Source organism: Devosia oryziradicis, from assembly GCF_016698645.1.
GTDB classification, from domain to species: domain Bacteria; phylum Pseudomonadota; class Alphaproteobacteria; order Rhizobiales; family Devosiaceae; genus Devosia; species Devosia oryziradicis.
The window spans coordinates 673411-694065 of the sequence record NZ_CP068047.1 but is presented as its reverse complement, the minus strand read 5'-3'; the positions used below and the strand labels follow the sequence as shown (position 1 = coordinate 694065).

Below are 20655 nucleotides of genomic sequence, written 5' to 3'. Positions count from 1 at the left end.
AGGGGGTCAGAACGAGCCCTTGAGCGCGGCTGTGAGTTCGGCGCTCCTCAGCGCGCCTGCCGCCGCGTTCGTGGCGCCGCCGATCTGCACACCGGTGGGGATATCGTAGTAGCGCGTGTCGCCCCGCTGCTCGAAGATGTGGTCATAGCGGGCGGCGAGGATGAACTCGGCATTGCGCCCGATATCAAAGCCGATATCCACGCCCGCCGTGAAGGTCGGCGCCATATAGAGGCTATCGACGAAGCGCAGGTTGCGCAGCCAGTGGTCGTCGGTAGCGGTGGAGAAAAACGTGACGCCACCGCGCAGCAGGCCGCCAACACGGAAGCTGCCGTAATCCTCCTCGCCATCGAAGCCGAGAAACAGTTCCGGCAATTGCTGGCGATAGGTAATGCCCGGCACGCCGTCGGCAAAACTGCCCGTCGTGTCGCGGAAGCCAAGGCCCGAATAGACGAAGGTGCCGCCATGGGCGGTCCACTTGACGTCGGTATATTTGAAACCGCCATGGACGCGGACCACGGCATTGTCGTGGTTGACCAGCTCATATCCCAGGGCCGCCGCGCCGGTGAAATAGTGGTTGAGCCGGGTGTCGGGATGCTGGCTGCGATCCGACCAGTTGTCGAAGGCGTAGTTGCCGCGCAGCCAGTCATAGTCTTCCATGTAGCTGGTGCCGAACCCCGCCGTGCTGCCTTCAAGGCTGGCGCTGAGCCCGCCGCCGAAATCGACCGCAATGCTGCCGCGCAGGACCGGCGTCTTGGTCTGCCAGATCAGGTGGCTGATCGTGTTGTTGCCGCTGACGACTTTCTCGTCGCCCTGCAGGTACATGGCGCCGATGCCCGCCTGGATGCGCACCGTGTCATCGGGCGCATAGCTGACTGCATTCTGGCCGACGAAAAAGCCATCGGGAGCCCAATAGTCGGCAGCCTGGGCAGAACCCGGGGCGCCGAGCGCCATCACCACCGTGACCAGACCGTACGAAACCATTGAAACACGCATGGCTTTGACTCCCTTGCGCAAAACCATGGCCGGTGTGGGTTAAGGATGGGTTTACCACGTCCGTTGACACTGTGTTCATGGTCGATTCCGCCTTTGCCACCGACGAATTCGTGCGCGGCCAGCTCGCCGCCTGGCAGCGCGAGCTGGGCTCGGTGCGCCGCCTTGCCGGCGCTACCCTCGCCGCCTATGAGCGCGACGTCGGCCAGTTCCTGAGTTTTCTCGCCGGCCATGCCGGGGGGCCGGTGACGCTGGCGACGCTGCGGGAACTCCGTGGCGCCGATATCCGCGCCTTCATGGCGCAGCGGCGCAGCGAGAGCCTGGGTTCGCGCTCGCTGGCGCGGGTCTTGTCGGCGCTCAAGAGCTTCTTCCGCTATCTCGAGCGCGAGGGCGTTGTGGCGACCGAGGCCCTCAACGTCATCCGCACGCCCAAGCTGCCCAAGAGCCTGCCCAAGGCACTGACCATGGTCGAGGCACGCCAGGCCATTGCCACGACCAACGAGATGGAGGAGCGCCCCTGGGTCGCCGCCCGCGATATGGCCGTGCTGTCCCTCTGCTACGGCGCGGGCCTGCGCATCTCCGAGGCCCTGGCGCTGACGGCGGGGGACCTCGAAAGCCAGGTCCTTCGGGTCACCGGCAAGGGCGGCAAGGTTCGGCTTGTGCCCCTGATCGAAGCGGTGCGCAAATCCATCGACCTCTATCTCGAGCTATGCCCGTTCAAGTCCTGGCCGGAGGAGCCGCTCTTCCGCGGCGTCAAGGGCGGCGTGCTGTCGCCACGCCTGATCCAGCTGCGCATGGCGCAGCTGCGCGGCGCGCTGGGCCTGCCGCCCTCGGCGACACCCCATGCCCTGCGCCATTCCTTTGCCACCCATCTCCTGGGCCGGGGCGGCGATCTGCGCGCTATCCAGGAGCTGCTGGGCCATGCCAGCCTCTCGACGACGCAGATCTATACCGCGGTCGATACCGACCGGCTGCTGGAGAGCTATCGCAAGGCCCATCCGCGCGGCTGACGTCGTGGCGCGGCGAGCCCAACCATGATTGCTTGATCACCGAACGGATTTCGGCGAACTGGCCTTGTCAGGGCGGGCCGCCCGGCAGTACCAAACCGGCATGTTCGCGCCCGCCACGATTCTCCGTTCGATTTGGCTTTCTGGCTCCCCAAGGGACCGGAACGAGCGCTGACGTCCAGCCTTTCGTCTCACCGGCCCGCCATCTGGCGCTCCGGTGACTGGCATGGCGGGTTCCTCAGGATCCGCCCATGACCCCGACCTCGCAAACCCCCGCGCCTTCCAGCAACGATCCCGTCGGCTATGCCTATGCCGTCGGCGGGGCGATCCTGTTTTCCACCAAGGGCATTTTCATCAAGCTCGCCTATGGGATGGGTGCCTCTGCCGAAATGCTGCTCAGCCTGCGCATGCTGGTGGCCCTGCCGGTCTATCTGGTGATCCTGGCCACCATCATCCGGCGCGGGGACAAGTCGGTGGCGGCGCTGAGCGGCAAGGTGGTCCTGGCCAGCATGGCCGTTGGCATCCTGGGCTATTATGTCTCGAGCTATCTCGATTTCCTGGGCCTCGGCTTCGTCAGCGCGCAATATGAGCGGCTGGTGCTCTTTACCTATCCCTTCTTCGTCCTGTTGCTCGGCATAGCCTTTTTCGGCGACCGCATGGTGTGGGGCGTCGTGCCCTCCATGCTGGTGAGCTATGCCGGTCTGCTGGTGATTTTCGGCTGGAACCTGGCGGTCAATCCCGACGGGCTGGTCGTGGGCACCCTGCTGGTACTCGGCTCGGCCATCACCTTCGCCCTCTACCAGCACCTGGCCAAGCGGCAGATGGTGGTCATCGGCGCGGGCCTTTTCACCTGCATCGCCATGTCGACGGCGGCCGTCTGCGCCATCACGCAGAACCTGGTGTTGTCGGGCCCGGCGAGCTACCTCGCATTGCCACCCCCGATCTGGGCCTGCGGCCTGGCGCTGGGTGTGCTGGGTACCGTGCTGCCCAGCTTCCTGATGAATGCCGGCATGGCGCGTATCGGGGCGCGGGCAACGTCGTCCACTGCCGCCTTCGGGCCGGTCGTGACCATCGTCATAGCCGTCATCGTGTTGGGCGAGGCCTTCACGATCTGGCATGCCATCGGCACCGGGTTGGTCCTCTTGGGCTCGATATTCTTTACCCAGGCTGAACGGCGCGCTCGGAATGCATTCAAATGATTCCCTCTAAATCGCTTTTGAGTGCCGCAAACCCGCTATAATGTCGGGCGATGACTTGCGGCTTGCATCTGGGAAGGGACAACCGATGAACGCATTCCATAAGCTTCTGGGAGGGGCCGTCCTGGCCCTGGTGCTGGGCGGAGGGCTTGCCGCGCCGGCCATGGCGCAGAAGCTCGACAACAGCAAGAACGGACCAGCCACCACGGTCAGCACCGCCACCGACATCGACTTCGGTGACGACAGCAGTGAATGGGCCAAGGATGGCGAGTGCGACGATCCGCGCTTCACCGGTACAGGCTCAGCAGCCGAGACGCTCGACGCCGATATCCGCAAGGACGCCACCGACTGCAAGGCCGCCTTCGAGGCGGGCACCGTGACCCTTAAGGACGCTGGCTCGACCACCACAACCGCGACGACCACGACCACGACCACAACCGCGGCCATCGACTTCGGCGACGACAGCAGTGAATGGGCCAAGGACGGCGAATGCGACGACCCGCGCTTCATCGGTACCGGTTCGGCCGCCGAGACGCTCGATGCCGATATCCGCAAGGACGCCACAGACTGCAAGGCCGCTTTCGATGCGGGTACCGTAACCCTCAAGGACGCTGGTGCGGCCACCCCCACCGCGACCACCACGACCACGACTGCCGCCATCGACTTCGGTGACGACAGCAGCGAATGGGCCAAGGACGGCGAATGCGACGATCCGCGCTTCACCGGCACCGGTTCGGCCGCCGAACTGCTCGATGCCGACATTGGCAAGGATGCCACCGACTGCAAGGCTGCCTATGACGCTGGAACCGTCACCTTCGCCGGTGACGACGCGCCGGCCGTGGCCACTGCCGAGATCGACTTTGGCGACAATTCCAGCGAATGGGCCAATGATGGCGAGTGCGACGACCCGCGCTTCTCAGGCACCGGTTCGGCCAGCGAGACCTTCGACGTCGATATCCGCAAGGATGCCGCCGACTGCAAGGCCGCCTATGACGCCGGCACGGTCACCTTCAATGGTGGTACCAGCGTGGCCGATATCGACTATGGCGACGACACCAGCCAGTGGGCCAAGGACGGCGAATGCGACGATCCGCGCTTCTCGGGTACCGGCGTTGCCGACGAACTGCTCGATGTCGATACGGCTCATGACGCGACCGATTGCCGTGCCGCCGTCGCAGCGGGCACCGCAACCTTCAATGGCAGCGCTTCGACCACCCCGGTTGCCGCCTTCGACTATGGCTCGGACTGGAGCAAGTGGGCCAATGACGGCGAATGCGACGACCTGCGCTTCACCGGCGAAGGCACCGACAAGAAGCTGCTGACCGACGATCTCTATGGCGATGCCACCGACTGCAAGACGCTGGAGGCCGCGGGCAAGGTGACGATCCGCAAGGTCTACACGCCCGAATATGTCGCTGGCGCGCCCTATGACAGCAGCCATATCGACTTCGGCGACAACACGTCCGACTATGCCAATGACGAGCGCTGCGACGACCCGCGCTTCGAAGGCCCGGCCGCCGCATCGGTGCTGCTGGAAAGCGACGAAATGCACGACAGCGCCGACTGCAAGGCCGCCTACGAGGCCGGCACGCTGATCCTCAGCAGCGAAAGCTGAGTAATTCGTCGGCATTCGCGAATTCAGCGGCGGGGCGAAAGTTCCGCCGTCTTTGTTTTGAACGTGAGTAACCCCCGCAAACTCGATCGTCACCCTCGGGCTTGACCCGAGGGCTCTGCACTTGCGGAGCGTATGGTAAGTATAGCGCCCTCGGGTCAAGCCCGAGGGTGACGCGCGGTGGGTTTGGGGAAATCTGGTGCCCCCAAAACTCAAGCCGCCTTGCGTTCCACCATCATCTTCTTGATTTCGGCGATGGCCTTGGCCGGGTTCAGGCCCTTGGGGCAGACCTTGGCGCAGTTCATGATGGTGTGGCAGCGATAAAGCTTGAACGGGTCTTCGAGGTCGTCGAGGCGTTCCTGCGTGGTCTCGTCGCGCGAGTCGATCAGCCAGCGATAGGCCTGCAACAAGGCCGCCGGCCCCAGATACTTCTCGCCATTCCACCAATAGCTCGGGCACGAGGTCGAGCAGCAGGCGCACAGGATGCATTCATAGAGCCCGTCGAGCTTGGCACGCTCAGGCACCGACTGTGTCCACTCCTTGGCCGGGGTCGGCGACGTCGTCTTGAGCCAGGGCTCGATGGCGCGGTGCTGGGCATAGAAGGTGGTGAGATCGGGCACCAGATCCTTGACTACGGGCATGTGCGGCAGCGGGTAGATCTTGATCGGACCCGTCGAGTCATCCATGCCCTTGGTGCAGGCCAGGGTATTGAGCCCGTTGATATTCATCGAGCACGAGCCGCAAATGCCCTCGCGGCAGGAGCGGCGCAGCGTCAGGGTGGGGTCGACCTTGTTCTTGATCCAGAGCAGGCCATCCAGGATCATCGGACCGCAATCGTCCAGATCGACGAAATAGGTGTCGATGCGCGGATTGGCGCTCTGGTCGGGGTCATAGCGATAGATGTGATACTCGCGCAGCCGCTTGGCGCCGGCGGGCTTGGGCCAGGTCTTGCCCTTGGTCGGCCGATCGGCCTTGGGGAGCATCAGTTCGACCATTGGTCGGTTCCTTCTCAACGCAGGCCGGTTAGGCCTAAAGTATCAACATCCACCGGGTCATTCCGGCGCAGGCCGGAATCCATGTCCGGCACAATCCGCTAGCGCTGTATTCCGGGAAATCTCAGCGCATGGATCCCGGCCTTCGCCGGGATGACATCGCGAGTGTGGGAAGGGCAGCGCAGCATCAATAGTTCGGCTTGCAGATCTGGTTGGATTTGGCGACGTAGGCATTGTAGGCCGAGTACTCGTCCTGCGGCACCGAGCCGCCCTGCATGGCCGAAATCACCATGGCCATGAAATCCGCATCGATCAGCGTCATCGCCGCGTCGGCCTTGCACGAGCACAGCGTCTCGTCTTGGGCGATACCCATGCAGACCGCGTAGAACTCGGCCTTCTGCTCGGTCGTGGGGGCCCCGAGCGCGGGTAGCGTCAGCAGGCCGAAAGCAGCGGCAATGGCGAATATTCTCATCTCAGCTCCTTGCGGATGACCAGCTTGAGGCCCGACCAGGTTTCATCGACGGCGCAAACCTTCACGTCCACCAGTCCGATGGGCAGCACCACGTCGCGAATGACATCCTCGGTAATATCGGTGGCGACCTTCGCCGCCTTCTTGGGCCAGCTGACCCAGATCATTCCGTCACGCGCAATGAGGTTCATCAGCGGCTGGGCGAGGGATTCGAGCACGGACCGGGCGGCGGTGACGAGGTGGATGAAGTGATAGCCCGGCACAGCATTGCCGAGCTGGGCGACGGTGATGCAGCTCGACTCGACGAACCGCCGCGATGCCGCGAGTTCGGCCAGCGATGCGGGCAGGTCGATGAACAGCGCCCGCTGCCCATCTTTCAGCCCCAGCTTCTGCGCCAGGGGCGTGCCCGAATATCCGGCCGGATCGCTCATCAATAGACGCGTGCCTTGGGCGCGATTTTCTTGAGGTTGATGCCGCCTTCGCTTTCGGGCGTCAGCGGGTCGATATGCACAGGCCTGTAGCCCAGGCGCACGGCGCCCGTATCGGTGTCGATCCAGCTCAGCGTGTGCTTGCGCCAGTTTTCGTCGTCGCGGCTGGGATAATCTTCATGCGCATGGGCGCCGCGCGACTCGTGGCGGGCTTCCGCCGAGACCACGGTCATCATGGCATTGGCCATGAGGTTTTCGAGCTCGAGTGTCTCGACCAGGTCCGAATTCCAGATCAGGCTCCGGTCGGTGACAGCCACATCCTTGAGCCGCCCATAGATCTCGCTCATGCCCTTGACGCCGTTCTTGAGCGATTCCGACGTGCGGAACACTGCGGCATCGGCCTGCATGGTGCGCTGCATCTCGTCGCGCAGCTTGGCGGTGGGCTGGCTGCCGGCCGCATTGCGCAGGCGGTCGAAGCGGGCGAGGATTTTCGCGTCCTGCGCCGCATTGATCCCGGGGATCGGCGCCGACTTGTCGATGACTTGTCCGGCCCGGATGGCGGCAGCGCGGCCGAACACCACCAGGTCCGTAAGCGAATTGGAGCCCAGCCGGTTGGCGCCATGCACTGAGGCGCAGGCGGCTTCGCCCACGGCCATCAGGCCCGGCACGACGCGATCGGGATTGTCCGGCGTGGGGTCCAGCACTTCGCCATGGTAGTTCGCGGGAATGCCGCCCATATTGTAGTGCACCGTCGGCAGCACCGGGATCGGCTCACGGGTCAGGTCGACGCCCGCAAAGATCTTCGCCGATTCGGTGATACCCGGCAGGCGCTCATGCAGCACCTTGGGGTCGAGATGATCTAGGTGGAGATAGATGTGGTCCTTCTTGGGACCCACGCCCCTGCCCTCGCGGATTTCGAGCGTCATGCAGCGCGAAACAACGTCGCGCGATGCCAGGTCCTTGGCGTTCGGGGCATAGCGCTCCATGAAGCGCTCGCCCTCCGAATTGGTGAGGTACCCGCCCTCGCCGCGCGCGCCCTCGGTGATGAGGACGCCGGCGCCATAGATGCCGGTGGGATGGAACTGGACGAATTCCATATCTTGCAGCGGCAGGCCGGCGCGCGCCACCATGCCATTGCCGTCACCGGTGCAGGTATGGGCCGACGTCGCCGAGAAATAGGAGCGGCCATAGCCGCCGGTCGCCAGCACCACCAGCTTGGCGCGGAACCGGTGCAGCGTGCCGTCGTCGAGCTTCCAGGCAATGACGCCCTGGCAGGCGCCGTCATCGCCCATGATCAGGTCGAGCGCAAAATATTCGATATAGAACTGCGCATTGTTGCGCAGCGACTGGCCGTAGAGCGTGTGCAAAATGGCGTGGCCGGTGCGGTCGGCCGCTGCGCAGGTGCGCTGCACCGGTGGGCCTTCGCCGAATTCGGTCATGTGGCCGCCGAACGGTCGCTGGTAGATCTTGCCATCCTGCGTGCGCGAGAAGGGCACGCCGTAATGCTCGAGCTCGTAGATGGCGGCCGGCGCTTCGCGCGCCAGATATTCCATGGCGTCGTTGTCGCCCAGCCAGTCCGACCCCTTGACGGTGTCGTACATGTGCCACTGCCAGCTGTCGGGACCCATATTCTGCAGCGAAGCCGCAATGCCACCCTGTGCCGCCACGGTATGCGAGCGGGTGGGGAAGACCTTGGTGATGCAGGCGGTGTTGAAGCCTTGCTCGGCCATGCCCAGCGTCGCGCGCAGGCCCGCGCCACCGGCGCCAACCACCACCACGTCGAATTCGTGGTCGATGAGTTCGTAAGTGGCCATGGCGGTTAACCCCAGAAGACGAGCTTGAGCAGCGCGGCAACCCCGGTCGCCGCGATGAGAATGCAGAACAGCGTGTTGAGAAGCATGAGCAGGCGATAGAGCTCGCCGTGGAAATAGTCTTCCAGCGTATCGCGCATGCCGTTGCGCATATGGATGGCGACGATCACCAGCAGGGCCGCCAGCGGCAGGCCCACCAGGGCATTGCCCAGCACGGCCACCATGTCGGGCCTGTCCTGCCCGGCCAGTCGCAGCACGACGAACAGCAGGAAGCCCAGGAAGACGATATTGCTCGCCCCAGTCAGCCGCTGGGTGAGGAAATGCCGGGTCGAAGCCTTGGCCCGGCCATACTTGGTCTTGGGATTGGCGATCATGTCGCGGGTAATTGGTGTTTCGCGCATCATGCCATCCAGACGAAAACGGTCCAGACCAGGAGGGTCAGGACGATGGAAGCCACCAGGTTTGCCCAGGCCAGCGCCTCGCGCTGCCCCGGCTCCATGCCCAGGATGAAATCCCAGACGAAATGGCGGAGGCCGCCCAGCATGTGGTGGATCAGGCTCCAGGTGAACCCGAACAGCACGAGCTGCCCGAACCAGCTGCCATAGATTTCGTTGACCACATTGAGCGGCCCCTGTCCCCAGGCGGCGGCCGCCAGCCAGATGACCAGCAGGACCGTCCCGGCATAGTTGGCAATGCCGGTGGCGCGATGGGCGATCGACATGGCCATGGTAATGGTCCAGCGGTAGATCTGCAGATGTGGAGAAAGCGGGCGGGAGCGAACCGTCATGAAGCCTCGCTGGTGCACGGCTGAGCGTACGCAGTTTGGAATGGTTCGAGACTTCTAGCTGGCAAAAGTTACAAAATCAAAGCGGGACGTTTGGGATTTTGGCGCATTCCGCACTTTGTTCGTACACCGCACGCCGTGTGCGAGGGGCGCAGTGCTGTACCCACGTGGCGCGGAACCGCAAGATCGGTCGAGCAAACCATGCGTGGGGTCGGCTAGATGGCGTCACCACCAGGGCAGGGAAGATGACGGCGGCAGCAGCGGAAAATTATCGAGGCCGGATGCAGCGGGTGCTCGATCATATCGATCAGCATCTGGATGGCGATCTCGACCTAGAAACGACAAGCCGGGTCGCCGCCTTTTCCAAGTTCCATTTCCACCGGCAGTTCGCGGCGACGTTCGAGCTCTCCCTGCATCGCTATGTCCAATTGGCGCGCCTCAAGCGGGCCGCCGGCCGACTGACCGCGACAGCGGGCATGAGCGTCACCGACATAGCCATGGAGGCTGGCTACGACGCACCCGATGCCTTTGCCCGCGCCTTTCGGCAGCGGGTCGGGCAGTCGCCGTCGGCCTTCCGGAAGTCGCCCGATTGGGCGGGGTGGCTCGTGGCCTTCGGGCCGCTCGATAAAGCCAAGAGCAGGTTGATGCAGATTATTTTTGAGCCCAGTGACGTGACCATATGCGAGGTATCGCCCACCCCGGTGGCGATGATCGAACATCGCGGCGAGCGCGCCACGATTCCCGATACAAGGCAGCGTTTCATGGCCTGGCGCCAGGCCGCCGGCCAGGGACCTGAAACTGCCCCCAGCTACATGGTCTTCCGGTCGGAAAGGGAACCCGCCATCGCCGCCGACTATGCGATGGATCTCTGCGTGGAGGCGCCCCATCCGGTGGTGCCAAACCCGCAGCAGGTCGTCGCCGGCATGATACCCGGCGGCCGCTGCGCGGTGCTGCGCTATCCTGGCAATACCAATAACCTGGAGCCCGCCGGTCTGTACCTTTATCGCGACTGGCTGCCGGCCAGCGGCGAAGAGGCGCGCGACTTCCCGCTCTATTGCCGCCGCCGTCTCGCGCCCATTCCCGGCCTGGCGGCCCATGAGGTGGTCGTTGAGCTCTTTCTGCCGCTCAAATAGGGCACAGCTGGGCCGGTCGCCATGGATGCAATTTGCGCCGACGCATCGCCGCCTAGCTGGCATTCGCTTTTGCCAGTGGCTGCCGGCGCGGCTTTGGGGCAGAAGACGGGCTCGACAAGGAGCCGAGATGAGCGACCCCGTTTCCGTCAAGACATCGACCCCGCTGGCCCGCTTCTGGGGCCGGCTAGACCGCTACGAGGTCGAGCATATCAGGCGGGACGGCGCGCGGCAGACCGTGACCCGCGAGGTCTATGACCATGGCGGCGCCGCCGCGGTGCTCATGTTCACACCCGCCCAGCGCACCGTCATCCTGACCCGGCAGTTCCGCTTGCCGCCCCACCTCAATGGCGACCCCGCCTGGCTCGTCGAGGCACCAGCCGGGCTGCTCGATGCCGGTGAAGCACCCGAAGTTGCGGCGCGGCGCGAGGCGCTGGAGGAAACCGGCTATGCGCCCGAGGCGATGGAACTGCTGTTCAATGCCTATATGAGCCCGGGTTCGCTGACCGAGAAATGCGCATGCTTCCTTGGTCGCTATACCCCGGGCCGGCAGCAGGGCGCAGGCGGCGGCCTCCACCATGAGGGCGAGGACATCGAGGTGTTCGAGCTGGGCTTCGACGAAGCCATGGCCATGGTGGCAGGAGGCGCCATCGTCGACGCCAAGACCATCCTGATGTTGCAGGCCCTGGCGCTGAAGCTGGCCAGCGGCGAAGCGGCCTAGAAGTCTACCAGCTTCTTGTTCGGATCATAGGGCTGGTCGCGGGCGACGCGGGTCACCGCCTGGCCGCATTTCATCTTCTTGGCCACCGCATCATAGGCATAGGTAGGCGAACCATGCAGTTGCCACCCCTCGCTGAGGGCCTTGGTGACCTTGTGACAAAAGCTGGCATCGTCCTCGCCGGTGAGGAAGCGGTAGATAAGCATGCATAGCCCCAATGCGCGGCCCGTGTGCAGCCGCAGTTGATCTTGGCGCAGCTTACCGCTAATCGAATGCCCATGCATCGGTTTCCTGACCATCTGCTGAAAGGCCACGCCAATTTCATGGCCGGCCGCTATGCCCGCGAGAAGGACCGGATTCGGGACCTCGCCAGCGAGGGCCAGAAGCCCTCCACCATGATCATCGCCTGCTGCGACAGCCGTGCTGCGCCCGAAATGATCTTCGATGCCGGCCCGGGCGAACTGTTCGTGCTGCGCAACGTCGCCAACCTTGTCCCCACCTATCAGCCCGATGCCGGCCAGCACGGCACCTCGGCAGCCATCGAATTTGCCGTCAAGGCGCTGGGCATAGCCAATATCGTGGTGATGGGCCATGGCCGCTGCGGTGGCATCAAGGCAGCGCTGGACGCGAAATTCTCGCCGCTCGACGAAGGTGACTTCATCGGCAAGTGGATGAGCATGCTGGGCGACCTGCCCGAACAGCTCGGCCAGAACACCCTGCTGACCGATGGCGAGCGGCAACGGGCCATGGAACGCATCTCGATTCGCAACTCCATCCGCAACCTGCGCACCTTCCCCTATGTCGCCGAGCTAGAGGCGGCCGGAAACCTGCAGGTGCATGGCGCCTGGTTCGACATTTCCACGGGGGAGCTGTGGGTCATGGACAGCGACAGCGGCGATTTCGTCCGTCCCGAAATCTGATCTTCGCCATTGCTAGACTTGCGATAACGCTGCCGTGAAGTGCTCGTAACGCCGATCACGACCGCGTTACCCCTAAATCATCACCCAATATTCTGCGTTTTTGGCCACCGCGCACCAAGTGTCGCAGGGCGCATAAGTTGTCGAACGGAACAATTCTTTGTGCTTTGCAAAAGGACGCCAATAAATCTTGACGGATACATTGACTTAGGGCGGCAGACATACTGCCCGGATTTCGCCCAATAATTTCCCATCGCGCGCCGATTTTCGGGCCCGGACGAGACACATTGGCAAACCATTGTCCTTCTCACGGGCCGCAGGAGAGTGGCTCGTCGGAGGCCGGCAAACCGGTCACCGCTTTTCTCCCCAACATTGGAGCTAACCTCCCATGAAGAAGATGATCCTGTCGTCCCTCGTCGTTCTCGGCCTTTCGACCGCTGCGTTCGCCCAGGCTGCTGCACCAGATTTCGCGACCGTCGATGCCGACGCCAGCGGCGGTGTTTCGCTGGCTGAAGCACAGGTCGTGCTGCCTGATCTGACCGAAGAGGCGTTCACGGCTGCGGATATCGACGCCAATGGCGAGCTGTCGGCTGAAGAATTCGCGACGCTGGCCGTGCCTGCGCCCGCCATGTAAGCCCGAGGCCCTCAGCATGGCCACCTGGCCATCCCGGGGTGGCCATCTGGCCATCCCTGACCCGGGCGTTCAAGAAGCCACCCCATACCTCCTGGGGTGGCTTTTCTGTTCCAGGCCGCACGGTGCGGCCCCCATCTTTCCGGAGTATCCGATGCATAAACTTGCCTTTAGCCTGGCCGTCCTTGGCCTGTCGGCCACCGCCGCCTTCGCCCAGTCGCCCACCAGCTTCGCCGATGTCGATACCGACGGAAATGGCGAACTCAGCTTTGCCGAACTGCAACTGGTCTGGCCCGACCTGCAACAGGCCGAATTCGATGGTGCCGACGCCGATGGCAGCGGCGGGCTCAGCGCAGACGAACTCAACACGCTCCAGCCCGCGGCCGTACCGACAACGCCCGAAGCGCCGGCACAGTAGCCGATTTCAGTGGATGGCCGGTTCGGCCGGCCGTCCGCGCCACACGGTGACCAGCAACCCCGAAATGACCAGCACCGCGCCGCCGATTTCGATCGGCGTGATGGTCTCGCCCAGCACCAGATAGCCCGAGAGCAGGCCCGTGATCGGCACCAGCAGCGTGAACGGCGCCACGGTCGAGGCCGGATGCCGGCCGAGCAGCCAGCTCCAGATGCCACCGCCCAGCAGGGTCGCCGGATAGGCCAGGAAAGCAATGAGCCCGGCATCGCGCCAGCCGAACCCGGCCAGCGCGTCCAGGACCACATCGGGCCCCTCCACCAGCAGCGACAGTGCGATCAGCGGCACGGGCGCCGCCAGCGAGCCCCAGACGGTGAAAGCAAGGGCATTGACGCGGCCTGCCATCTTGGTCAGCACATTGGCCAGCCCCCAGCTGAGGGCCGCCATCAGCGTCATGCCGAGCGGCAGCAGCGCCGTCGCGGCAAGGCGCTCGATGGCAATGACGCCGATGCCGGCAAAGGCCACCAGCGCGCCCACGACCTGGAAGCGGCTCGGCCGCTCGCCCAGGAGCATGAAGGCCAGCGCCATGGTGAAGAAGGCCTGGGTCTGCAGCACCAGCGAGCTCAATCCCGCCGACATGCCCCAGGCCAGCGCCAGGTTGAGGAAGCCATAGAGCGCAAAACCCAGGCTGAGTCCAAAACCGACAACCAGCCACCATGGCGCCTTGGGCGGCCGAATGAAGAACACCGCCGGCAGCGCCGCCGCCACGAAGCGCAAACCCGCCGCCAGGATCGGCGGCAGCGCTTCGACGCTGAGCTTGATGATCACGAAGTTGAAGCCCCAGATGGCAACCACCAGCAAGGCGAGCAGAATGTGGCGGACCGGCATCAGGCGGATCGCATCTGCGTCAGGAGGCGTGGTCCGAACACGTTGAGGACAAGGCCGGCAAAGATCAGCAGGCTCCCTGCGATCTCAAGGCCACTGACCTGCTCGCCCAGGAAGACAAAGGCGGCGGCAAAGCCCACCACCGGCACCAGCAGCGAAAACGGGGCGATCAGGCTCGCCGGATGCCGGCCCAGCAGGACAGCCCAGGCGCCATAGCCCACCAGCGTCGACCCATAGGCGATGAAAAGCACGGAGAATATCGCCTGCGCGCTGATCCCGGGCAGGCTCATCAGCGCCTGCGGCCCATCGACCAGCAGCGATAGCGCCAGCATCGGCAGCGGCGGCACGAGGCTCCCCCACACCACGAAGGCCAGCATGTCGATCTTGCCGGCGCGCTTGGTGACGATATTGGAAATCGCCCAGAAAAACGCCGCCACCAGCGTCAGCAGCAGCGGCACCAGCACGGCGCCACCCACATGCTCGGCCCCGATCGTGCCGAGCCCGGCCAGGGCAATGGCCGCTCCGACCAGCTGCAGTGGCGTCGGGCGATCGCCCAGCAGGATCACGGCCAGCGCCATGGTGAAGAACACCTGCATCTGCATGACCAGGCTCGCCAGCCCTGCCGGCATGCCGAGCCGCATGGCGGTGAACAGGAAACTGAACTGCAGCACGCCGACAGTGAAGCCATAGGCGATCAGGATCTGCCAGCCGACATCGGGCTTGCGGATGAAGAATACGGCCGGCAGGGCGCAGCCCAGATAGCGCAGGGCCGTCAGCAGGAAGGGCGATATTTCGTCGACGCCCCATTTGATGGCGACGAAATTGAGCCCCCAGATGAGGACGACGCCGAGGGCCAGGGCTATGTCGCGGAGGGGCATGGGGTGGTCCGGTTGGGGCGAAGCTCCTTCACCTCTCCCTTCGGGGGAGAGGTCGGCGACGAAGTCGACGGGTGAGGGGGCCTTTTCTGGATCGGATGCGGGAAAGGCCCCCTCACCCGACCCAAGAGGGTCGACCTCTCCCCCGAAAGGAGAGGTGAGAAGAGAATTAAGCCGCCTTGCGCGACTCCAGGCCGCGTTCGATCAGCGCTTCGGCGATCTGGATGGTGTTGAGCGCGGCGCCCTTGCGCAGATTGTCCGAGACCACCCAGATATTGAGGCCGTTCTCGACCGTCGCATCCTCGCGGATGCGGCTGACAAAGGTGTCGTACTCGCCCACGCTCTCGACCGGTGTCGCGTAGCCGCCCGCTTCGCGCTTGTCGATCACCGCCACGCCCGGCGCCTCGCGCAGGACGTCGCGAGCCTCGTCTGCCGTGATCGGACTCTCGAATTCGAGATTGACAGCTTCCGAATGGCCCACGAACACCGGCACGCGGACGGCGGTGCAGGTGACCTTGATCTTGGGATCGAGGATCTTCTTGGTCTCGGCCATCACCTTCCACTCTTCCTTGGTCGAGCCGTCTTCCATGAAGACGTCGATATGGGGGATGACGTTGAAGGCGATCTGCTTGGTGAACTTGCCGGGGGTCGCCGTGTCGTTGACGAAAATGCCCTTGGTCTGGTTCCACAGCTCGTCGACGCCTTCCTTGCCGGCGCCGGAAACCGACTGGTAGGTGGCAACGACGACGCGCTTGATCTTGGCGAAGTCATGCAGCGGCTTGAGCGCCACGACCAGCTGGGCCGTCGAGCAATTGGGATTGGCGATGATGTTGAGCCGGTTCGGATTGGCCAGCCAGCCATCGAGCACGTGGCCGTTCACTTCCGGAACGATCAACGGCACGTTGCTGTCATAGCGCCAGGCACTCGAATTATCGATGACGATGCAGCCGCTGGCAGCGATGCGCGGCGCCCATTCCTTGGAGATGGACCCGCCGGCCGACATGATGGCGAAGTCGACGCCCTTGAAGTCGAAATCGTCGAGGTTCTTGGCCTTGAGGATCTTGTCGCCATAGGAGATTTCGCGGCCGATCGAGCGCGAGGAGGCAAGCGCGATCACCTCGTCGGCGGGGAACTTGCGCTCCGCCAGAATATTGAGAACTTCACGGCCCACATTGCCCGTGGCACCCACGACTGCGACGCGATAACCCATAATTTGGAACTCCAGTCCCTTACCAGTTTCCGCCCCCGCGCGATGGTATCCATCGCGGCCAGTGCTTTGAGCCTCTCCCCGTCGGGAGACGACCCGGGGAAAAGCGTCAGGCGGTTTTGGTGGTTTTGGTCATCGACGCAGCGACGCCAGCGGCCTTGAGTCGGCTGGTTGCGCGGTCCGCAATGTCGAAAAAGCTGCACATCGGATGACTGCTTGATTGAAAGCAGGCGAAGTCATACTCCCAAATAGGAAATAGTCAATGAAATTGCCGCGCTCCCCGCTCAGTGATGCACCGCTGCAACAAGGGACTATGTTAAGACGCCATTAACGGTCTAAATTAGCGCGCCGTGAACGCCTCGCGCGCGCAATGGCAGATGGGCTCGGGGGACTTGTTATGCGCAATTGGGCGGGAGCGGGAGTGGTGCTGGCGGCAGCACTGGGCGTGACGGGCGCCAGCGCCCAGGACAACGCGCTTTATTTCAGCCCGGACCTGGTTGCCGAATTCACCGCGCCCAGTGCCTTCGAAGGCCTCTATGCCGGCGTGCTGATCGGCCCCATCTCGGCCCGCAAGAACAACTTCAACACGGTTGGCGCCGATATCCGCGGTGAACTGGGCGGCGTTGTCGGCTGGAACCAGCCGATTGCGCCGGGGGTCATCATCGGCGGCGAATTGCAGGGCACCGTCGCGACGGACTTCTCCTCGGCCTATCTCCGCCTGATGGCGCTGGCGCGCCTGGGCTTTGCGGCCGGCGACAATACGCTGGTCTACCTGCTCGGCGGCGCCGGGCGCATGGGTGAAAGCTGGGCCTTCGAGGCCGGTATCGGCACCGAGGTCATGGTGACGCCGAACATGGCCCTGCGGCTCGAGGCGGCCGGTATCGGCCAGCTTGGTCCTGTGCCCAATGGCAACAATATTCCCGCCGTTTCGGCCATGCGCATCACCTCGGGCGCCATCTGGCAGTTCGATGGTGCCCCCGCCGCCACCAGTTTCAACACCGGCCCCGTCACTGACTTCACTGGCTTCCATGCCGGCATCAATATTGGCGGGCTGACCGACCCGCAGTTCAACTTCTTCGACGATTACGGCTGGGGCTGGCACCTCAGCCGCTTCGAGATGGGCGGCTTTGCCGGCTACGATCATGCGCTCAACAACATGTTCCGCGCCGGGGTCGAAGTCCAGCTCGGGGTCAACTATGACACGTCAGGCGATGCGGGCTTCGACGTCCTGGCCCTGGGCCGCCTCGGCGTGGTGCCCACGCAGGGCGTGCATGCCTATGCCGCGGGCGGGCTGGGGCTGGTGGAAGGCCAGGGCGCCTATGCCTTTGGCGGCGGCGTCGAATATGCGCTCTGGGGCAATGCGTCGGTACGCGGCGAGGCCCTGATTCTGGGTCGCCTCGACGGCGCGCCGGGCCTGACTGGGGTCACTGGCCCCAGCACGTCCAAGGTCACCATTGGCACGGTGTGGCACTTCGACTAAGAGGCGGGCTCCAGCCAAGGAGCCAGCATGCCCCATTATGATGTCGTAGTACTGGGCGCTGGTGCCGCCGGCATGATGGCGGCCATCGAGGCCGGCAAGCGCGGGCGGCAGGTGCTGGTGGTCGACCACGCCAAATATGCCGGCGAGAAGATCCGCATCTCCGGTGGCGGCCGTTGCAACTTCACCAATATCAATGCGACGGCGGACAAGGGCCGCGACAGGTTCCTCAGCCAGAATCCGCGCTTCGCGCTCTCCGCCCTGTCCCGCTATACGCCCGACATGTTCATCGCGCTGGTCGAGGCGCATGGCATCGCCTACCACGAAAAGACGCTGGGCCAGCTGTTCTGCGACGGGCCGGCCACGCAGATCAACACCATGCTGCTAGACGAAATGCGACGGGCCGGCGTGACCCTGGTGCTCGAAACCGGGGTGGAGGCGGTGGGTCGCGACGAGAGCGGCGACGGTTTTGAACTGCGGCTGACGACGAGTTCGATCACCTGCGACAGCCTGGTCGTCGCCACCGGCGGCAAGTCCATCCCCAAGATGGGCGCCACCGGCCTGGGCTACCAGCTCGCCACCCAGTTCGGCCTGCGGCTCACCGAAACCCGGCCGGGCCTCGTGCCGCTGACCTTTGAGACCGGCGCACTCGAAAGGCTCAAGGACCTCAGCGGCATCGCCACCGATGCCATTGTCAGCCACGGCAGGACGGCATTCGAGGAGGCGCTGCTCTTCACCCATCGCGGCCTCAGCGGTCCGGCCATCCTGCAGATTTCATCCTATTGGCGCGAAGGCGACCCCATTGCGGTCGACCTGCTGCCGCACCAGGACGCCGGCGAGGCGATCCGCGCAGTCCGCAAGGCCAATCCCAAGCTGCAGCTGCAGACGGTGCTGGGCGGCCTGCTGCCCAAGAAACTGGCGCAGCTGTTGGCCGACGAGCTCGCCCTTCCGGGCATGATCGGCGATTTTTCCGACAAGAAGCTGGCGGCCGTGGAGGCGATGCTCAAGGCCTGGACGCTCAAGCCCGTCGGTTCGGAGGGCTACCGCACCGCCGAAGTCACGTTGGGGGGCGTCGACACCCGCGACCTCGATGCCAAGACCCTGGCCGCACGCAATGTGCCCGGCCTGTTCTTTGTCGGTGAAGTGGTCGACGTCACCGGCTGGCTGGGCGGCTACAATTTCCAGTGGGCCTGGGCCAGCGGCTGGGCGGCAGGTCAGGCGGCTTAGCTTTCGTGCCCCCCTTCGGCGAGAGATGAAGAACTAGAATCGCCACCCCAGCCGCAGCCCCACATTCGTGTTCGCCCTTGCCACGCCACAGGTGCCGAAATCGGGCAGGTGCTCGACGGTTGCCATGAGCGTGGTCGCGAGCGGCAGGTTGACGCCCACGCTGCCCGCGAGCCTGAGGCCGACGCCGCAACCGAAATTGCGCGCCGGCGCATTCTGCGGGGCGCTGAACATGGACGAGCGGACCACGCCGCCTGCACTGGCCTCGACGAATACCGGCAGCACCGGCGCCTGGAAGGTCCAGCTCAGCCCCGCATAGCCGTAGCTATCCTGGCCGCGGAAGCTCATGGTGGCCCCCAGATGCGGCCGCAGCTCGCCGATGACGGTCCAGGCATTGAGGTCGGGCACGGCAAACAGCAGTTCGACATTGGCATCGCCGATCCTGTTGGGATCGAGCAGGTTGCCCCCCGCCTCGATGCCGCGGACACCCACCCCCGCACGGACTTCGGGCAGGAGGTTGAACTGCGCCTGCGCCGGGGCAGCGAGCAGCAGCAGGGCCAGAACGAGAGCGAGGCGTGAAAGAATGCTGCGCATGGGACTGCTCCTGGCCATCAATCTCCGATTGAGCGGTCAGGACGCCTGATCGGCAAGATTTAGCTAAAATTGCAATGAACGAGTTGCTAACGAGGGCACGGGACGTCTCGCTTTCATCGCAATTTGCCGATAGAAGGCGGCAATTGCAAAGCAACGCTGTGATTGCCAAACAAGGACTTTGCCCATGGCCGCTCCCTTCGCCCTGTCGCTGCAGGATCTTGCCCCCATTGCCGAGGGCACCAGTACGGCTGAGGCCATGGCCGAAACCATCCGCCTGGCGCAGGAGGCCGACCGGCTGGGCTATACGCGCCTTTGGTATGCCGAGCATCACGGCATGCCCTCGATCGCCTCGTCGGTGCCCGAAATCCTCATCGGCAGTGCCGCGGCGCACACCAAGTCCATCCGCGTCGGCTCGGGCGGCGTCATGCTGCTCAACCATGCGCCACTGCGCATCGCGGAAGCCTATCGCACGCTCGAGGGCCTGTTTCCGGGTCGTATCGACCTGGGCATCGGCCGCGCACCGGGTGGCGACGGCTATGCCATGCGCGCATTGCGCAGCGGCGGCGGCGAGGAGTTTTCGACCTATCTCGCCGAGCTGATGGCCTTCGACGAGGACAGCTTCCCACCAGACCACCCGTTTTCGCGCGTCCCGGTTTCGCCCGGCGGCATCCGCTTGCCGCCGATGTGGCTGCTCGGCTCATCGGGCGCCAGCGCCCAGGCGGCCGGCCAACTGGGCATCGGCTATGCCTTTGCCGCCCATTTCAGCCACACGCCCCCTGCCCCGGCCTTCGAGGCCTACCGCTATGCCTTCCGGGCGACCGAAGCCTTCAGCAAGCCACGCACCATGCTCTGCGTCTCCGCCATCTGCGCCCCGACGGACGAGGAGGCCCAATACCTCTCGCGCTCGCAGGCGGTCAGCTGGGCCCTCTTCACCACGGGAGAGCAGCGCAAGCTCATGGCGCCCGAAGACGCCCATGCCCGCATACTGACCGCGCAGCAGCAGAGCGTCATCGACCACCAATCGACTCTGTGGATCGTCGGCTCGCCGCAGACGGTGCGCGACGCCACCGCCGAAAAAGCCGAGAGCTGTGGCGCCGACGAGGTGATGATCACCACCACAGTACACAGCTACGCGCTGCGGCGGCGTAGTTACGCGCTGATCGCCCAGGCGTTTGACGTCGAGCCGCGCGGGTGACACGCAGGACGGCGAGCACGTCGATGGCCGCACAAACTTCGCATCCGGTTAACCTCTCGTTCTGCCCCTGTCGCTATCATTCGCGGAATTGACGTTTCGGA

At 64.4% G+C, this 20655-nt stretch carries 23 protein-coding genes; 11 read left to right on the top strand and 12 right to left on the bottom strand.

Translation table 11 applies throughout. From position 1 onward, the window contains the following. Positions 1-6: 6 nt before the first annotated feature. Positions 7-993 (bottom strand): omptin family outer membrane protease, encoded by a 987-nt coding sequence (locus JI749_RS03490; protein ID WP_201659082.1) that lies wholly within the window; start codon positions 991-993, stop codon positions 7-9. 77 nt (positions 994-1070) lie between these two features. On the opposite strand from JI749_RS03490, the gene JI749_RS03485 reads away from it, so the two are divergent. From JI749_RS03485 to JI749_RS03475, 3 genes are all read left to right on the top strand, one after another. Continuing rightward, positions 1071-2000, top strand: a complete 930-nt coding sequence (locus JI749_RS03485; RefSeq protein WP_201659079.1) for a tyrosine recombinase XerC — start codon at positions 1071-1073, stop codon at positions 1998-2000. A gap of 248 nt (positions 2001-2248) precedes the next feature. Next, complete coding sequence (locus tag JI749_RS03480) at positions 2249-3196, top strand: DMT family transporter (protein WP_201659076.1); 948 nt, start codon at positions 2249-2251, stop codon at positions 3194-3196. Between the two features lie 85 nt (positions 3197-3281). Then, positions 3282-4808: a hypothetical protein gene (locus tag JI749_RS03475; RefSeq protein ID WP_201659073.1), complete on the top strand. Its 1527-nt coding sequence runs from the start codon at positions 3282-3284 to the stop codon at positions 4806-4808. A 209-nt stretch (positions 4809-5017) separates the two neighbouring features. Here the strand turns inward: JI749_RS03475 and JI749_RS03470 are convergent, their stop codons facing one another. The 6 genes from JI749_RS03470 to sdhC all read right to left on the bottom strand — a co-directional run bounded on the left by JI749_RS03470 (position 5018) and on the right by sdhC (position 9292). Next, positions 5018-5800 carry a succinate dehydrogenase iron-sulfur subunit gene (locus tag JI749_RS03470; protein ID WP_201659070.1) on the bottom strand — a complete coding sequence of 261 codons (783 nt, stop codon included), beginning with the start codon at positions 5798-5800 and terminating at the stop codon, positions 5018-5020. A gap of 184 nt (positions 5801-5984) precedes the next feature. After that, positions 5985-6269 (bottom strand): hypothetical protein, encoded by a 285-nt coding sequence (locus tag JI749_RS03465; protein ID WP_201659067.1) that lies wholly within the window; start codon positions 6267-6269, stop codon positions 5985-5987. Beyond that, a complete protein-coding gene (locus JI749_RS03460) occupies positions 6266-6697 on the bottom strand; it encodes a DUF3052 domain-containing protein (RefSeq protein ID WP_201659064.1) in 432 nt (143 codons plus the stop codon). Before JI749_RS03460 ends, JI749_RS03465 begins: the two co-directional genes overlap by 4 nt. Beyond that, a complete protein-coding gene (gene sdhA / locus JI749_RS03455) occupies positions 6697-8508 on the bottom strand; it encodes a succinate dehydrogenase flavoprotein subunit (protein WP_201659061.1) in 1812 nt (603 codons plus the stop codon). The genes JI749_RS03460 and sdhA overlap by 1 nt, the downstream gene beginning before the upstream one ends. Before the next feature lie 5 nt (positions 8509-8513). After that, on the bottom strand, positions 8514-8906 hold the full coding sequence (gene sdhD, locus JI749_RS03450; RefSeq protein WP_201659058.1) for a succinate dehydrogenase, hydrophobic membrane anchor protein: 393 nt from the start codon (positions 8904-8906) through the stop codon (positions 8514-8516). Beyond that, a complete protein-coding gene (gene sdhC, locus JI749_RS03445; protein WP_201659055.1) occupies positions 8906-9292 on the bottom strand; it encodes a succinate dehydrogenase, cytochrome b556 subunit in 387 nt (128 codons plus the stop codon). The genes sdhD and sdhC overlap by 1 nt, the downstream gene beginning before the upstream one ends. A 242-nt stretch (positions 9293-9534) precedes the next feature. Between sdhC and JI749_RS03440 the strand changes: the two genes are divergently transcribed. Both JI749_RS03440 and JI749_RS03435 read left to right on the top strand, forming a co-directional pair. Further along, positions 9535-10422: an AraC family transcriptional regulator gene (locus tag JI749_RS03440; RefSeq protein WP_233280972.1), complete on the top strand. Its 888-nt coding sequence runs from the start codon at positions 9535-9537 to the stop codon at positions 10420-10422. A gap of 127 nt (positions 10423-10549) precedes the next feature. Next, positions 10550-11140, top strand: coding sequence for an NUDIX domain-containing protein (locus tag JI749_RS03435; RefSeq protein ID WP_201659052.1), 591 nt, complete (start codon positions 10550-10552; stop codon positions 11138-11140). Here JI749_RS03435 and JI749_RS03430 read toward each other — a convergent pair. Further along, complete coding sequence (locus JI749_RS03430; RefSeq protein ID WP_201659049.1) at positions 11137-11343, bottom strand: DUF1737 domain-containing protein; 207 nt, start codon at positions 11341-11343, stop codon at positions 11137-11139. The two genes, JI749_RS03435 and JI749_RS03430, sit on opposite strands and share 4 nt — an antisense overlap. 66 nt (positions 11344-11409) lie before the next feature. Here JI749_RS03430 and JI749_RS03425 point away from each other — a divergent pair, with 66 nt between their 5' ends. The 3 genes from JI749_RS03425 (at position 11410) to JI749_RS03415 (ending at position 13103) form a co-directional block, all read left to right on the top strand. Continuing rightward, entirely contained in the window at positions 11410-12057 is a 648-nt protein-coding gene (locus JI749_RS03425; protein ID WP_201659045.1) for a carbonic anhydrase, read from the top strand. 385 nt (positions 12058-12442) lie between these two features. Then, complete coding sequence (locus JI749_RS03420; RefSeq protein WP_201659042.1) at positions 12443-12688, top strand: EF-hand domain-containing protein; 246 nt, start codon at positions 12443-12445, stop codon at positions 12686-12688. A 151-nt stretch (positions 12689-12839) separates the two neighbouring features. Next, positions 12840-13103, top strand: coding sequence for an EF-hand domain-containing protein (locus JI749_RS03415; RefSeq protein WP_201659039.1), 264 nt, complete (start codon positions 12840-12842; stop codon positions 13101-13103). Positions 13104-13109: 6 nt separating this feature from the next. Here JI749_RS03415 and JI749_RS03410 read toward each other — a convergent pair whose 3' ends face one another. The 3 genes from JI749_RS03410 to JI749_RS03400 form a co-directional block, all read right to left on the bottom strand. Then, the gene (locus JI749_RS03410; protein WP_201659036.1) at positions 13110-13985 is read right to left on the bottom strand and encodes an EamA family transporter; all 876 of its coding nucleotides are present in this window, start codon (positions 13983-13985) and stop codon (positions 13110-13112) included. Then, complete coding sequence (locus JI749_RS03405) at positions 13985-14860, bottom strand: EamA family transporter (protein WP_201659033.1); 876 nt, start codon at positions 14858-14860, stop codon at positions 13985-13987. The genes JI749_RS03410 and JI749_RS03405 overlap by 1 nt, the downstream gene beginning before the upstream one ends. A gap of 166 nt (positions 14861-15026) precedes the next feature. Next, complete coding sequence (locus JI749_RS03400; protein ID WP_201659030.1) at positions 15027-16067, bottom strand: aspartate-semialdehyde dehydrogenase; 1041 nt, start codon at positions 16065-16067, stop codon at positions 15027-15029. Positions 16068-16461: 394 nt separating this feature from the next. On the opposite strand from JI749_RS03400, the gene JI749_RS03395 reads away from it, so the two are divergent. Then, positions 16462-17544: an outer membrane protein gene (locus JI749_RS03395; protein ID WP_201659012.1), complete on the top strand. Its 1083-nt coding sequence runs from the start codon at positions 16462-16464 to the stop codon at positions 17542-17544. A 27-nt stretch (positions 17545-17571) separates the two neighbouring features. Beyond that, on the top strand, positions 17572-18768 hold the full coding sequence (locus JI749_RS03390; RefSeq protein ID WP_201659009.1) for a BaiN/RdsA family NAD(P)/FAD-dependent oxidoreductase: 1197 nt from the start codon (positions 17572-17574) through the stop codon (positions 18766-18768). Positions 18769-18801: 33 nt separating this feature from the next. On the opposite strand, the gene JI749_RS03385 is transcribed toward JI749_RS03390, so the two are convergent. Next, on the bottom strand, positions 18802-19359 hold the full coding sequence (locus JI749_RS03385; protein ID WP_201659006.1) for a hypothetical protein: 558 nt from the start codon (positions 19357-19359) through the stop codon (positions 18802-18804). Positions 19360-19543: 184 nt separating this feature from the next. Here JI749_RS03385 and JI749_RS03380 point away from each other — a divergent pair, with 184 nt between their 5' ends. Continuing rightward, positions 19544-20554, top strand: coding sequence for an LLM class flavin-dependent oxidoreductase (locus tag JI749_RS03380; protein WP_201659003.1), 1011 nt, complete (start codon positions 19544-19546; stop codon positions 20552-20554). The last annotated feature ends 101 nt before the right edge of the window (positions 20555-20655 follow it).

Coding starts and splice junctions, on each gene's coding strand:
- JI749_RS03490 (WP_201659082.1), bottom strand. CDS start 993: ATGCGTGTTTCAATGGTTTCGTACGGTCTGGTCACGGTGGTGATGGCG.
- JI749_RS03485 (WP_201659079.1), top strand. CDS start 1,071: ATGGTCGATTCCGCCTTTGCCACCGACGAATTCGTGCGCGGCCAGCTC.
- JI749_RS03480 (WP_201659076.1), top strand. CDS start 2,249: ATGACCCCGACCTCGCAAACCCCCGCGCCTTCCAGCAACGATCCCGTC.
- JI749_RS03475 (WP_201659073.1), top strand. CDS start 3,282: ATGAACGCATTCCATAAGCTTCTGGGAGGGGCCGTCCTGGCCCTGGTG.
- JI749_RS03470 (WP_201659070.1), bottom strand. CDS start 5,800: ATGGTCGAACTGATGCTCCCCAAGGCCGATCGGCCGACCAAGGGCAAG.
- JI749_RS03465 (WP_201659067.1), bottom strand. CDS start 6,269: ATGAGAATATTCGCCATTGCCGCTGCTTTCGGCCTGCTGACGCTACCC.
- JI749_RS03460 (WP_201659064.1), bottom strand. CDS start 6,697: ATGAGCGATCCGGCCGGATATTCGGGCACGCCCCTGGCGCAGAAGCTG.
- sdhA (WP_201659061.1), bottom strand. CDS start 8,508: ATGGCCACTTACGAACTCATCGACCACGAATTCGACGTGGTGGTGGTT.
- sdhD (WP_201659058.1), bottom strand. CDS start 8,906: ATGCGCGAAACACCAATTACCCGCGACATGATCGCCAATCCCAAGACC.
- sdhC (WP_201659055.1), bottom strand. CDS start 9,292: ATGACGGTTCGCTCCCGCCCGCTTTCTCCACATCTGCAGATCTACCGC.
- JI749_RS03440 (WP_233280972.1), top strand. CDS start 9,535: ATGACGGCGGCAGCAGCGGAAAATTATCGAGGCCGGATGCAGCGGGTG.
- JI749_RS03435 (WP_201659052.1), top strand. CDS start 10,550: ATGAGCGACCCCGTTTCCGTCAAGACATCGACCCCGCTGGCCCGCTTC.
- JI749_RS03430 (WP_201659049.1), bottom strand. CDS start 11,343: ATGCTTATCTACCGCTTCCTCACCGGCGAGGACGATGCCAGCTTTTGT.
- JI749_RS03425 (WP_201659045.1), top strand. CDS start 11,410: ATGCCCATGCATCGGTTTCCTGACCATCTGCTGAAAGGCCACGCCAAT.
- JI749_RS03420 (WP_201659042.1), top strand. CDS start 12,443: ATGAAGAAGATGATCCTGTCGTCCCTCGTCGTTCTCGGCCTTTCGACC.
- JI749_RS03415 (WP_201659039.1), top strand. CDS start 12,840: ATGCATAAACTTGCCTTTAGCCTGGCCGTCCTTGGCCTGTCGGCCACC.
- JI749_RS03410 (WP_201659036.1), bottom strand. CDS start 13,985: ATGCCGGTCCGCCACATTCTGCTCGCCTTGCTGGTGGTTGCCATCTGG.
- JI749_RS03405 (WP_201659033.1), bottom strand. CDS start 14,860: ATGCCCCTCCGCGACATAGCCCTGGCCCTCGGCGTCGTCCTCATCTGG.
- JI749_RS03400 (WP_201659030.1), bottom strand. CDS start 16,067: ATGGGTTATCGCGTCGCAGTCGTGGGTGCCACGGGCAATGTGGGCCGT.
- JI749_RS03395 (WP_201659012.1), top strand. CDS start 16,462: ATGCGCAATTGGGCGGGAGCGGGAGTGGTGCTGGCGGCAGCACTGGGC.
- JI749_RS03390 (WP_201659009.1), top strand. CDS start 17,572: ATGCCCCATTATGATGTCGTAGTACTGGGCGCTGGTGCCGCCGGCATG.
- JI749_RS03385 (WP_201659006.1), bottom strand. CDS start 19,359: ATGCGCAGCATTCTTTCACGCCTCGCTCTCGTTCTGGCCCTGCTGCTG.
- JI749_RS03380 (WP_201659003.1), top strand. CDS start 19,544: ATGGCCGCTCCCTTCGCCCTGTCGCTGCAGGATCTTGCCCCCATTGCC.